This is a genomic window from Bradyrhizobium sp. Kon58 (assembly GCF_055807455.1).
This window is the reverse complement of record NZ_JBVVOT010000204.1, coordinates 1-380: the sequence shown is the minus strand read 5'-3', so window position 1 is coordinate 380 and position 380 is coordinate 1. Positions and strand designations below refer to the sequence as shown.

Here is a 380-nt window from a genome sequence, read left to right as displayed (position 1 = left end):
CGACCGAGGCCCGTCGGTCAGATATACGAACTGGACCGTCTCCTGGATCCAGCCCTCCGCGTAATAAAGACACTCACCCTTAGCACGCTCCAGGCCATCGCTCATCAGTTGGGCTTCAGATACGCGGCGTCCCAGACCATCGAAATAGGTGATCGACTGGTTGCCCTGAGCATCGGTGCTGATCAAATGAGCACGCCGAGTTTGTGTCGCAAAGTGATAAGCGTAACGCCGCTCCGCTTGCTGCAGCTTGCCGGGTGATACCGTTTCCGCCACCAGACGTCCACTGACGTCGAACGCCAGCGCCAGGGCACTGCCGCCGTCTCGGGTCATCGACAGCAGGCGACGATTGACCAGCGAGAGGGTGCGTACCGATTCCAGCC

The 380-nt window shown here is 60.3% G+C and carries 1 protein-coding gene; it reads right to left on the bottom strand.

Annotation, left to right across the window (positions count from 1 at the left end):
• Window positions 1-380, bottom strand: a 380-nt coding sequence (locus tag AC0L20_RS40130) for a hypothetical protein (protein WP_473295689.1), incomplete at both ends; no start/stop codon positions are given.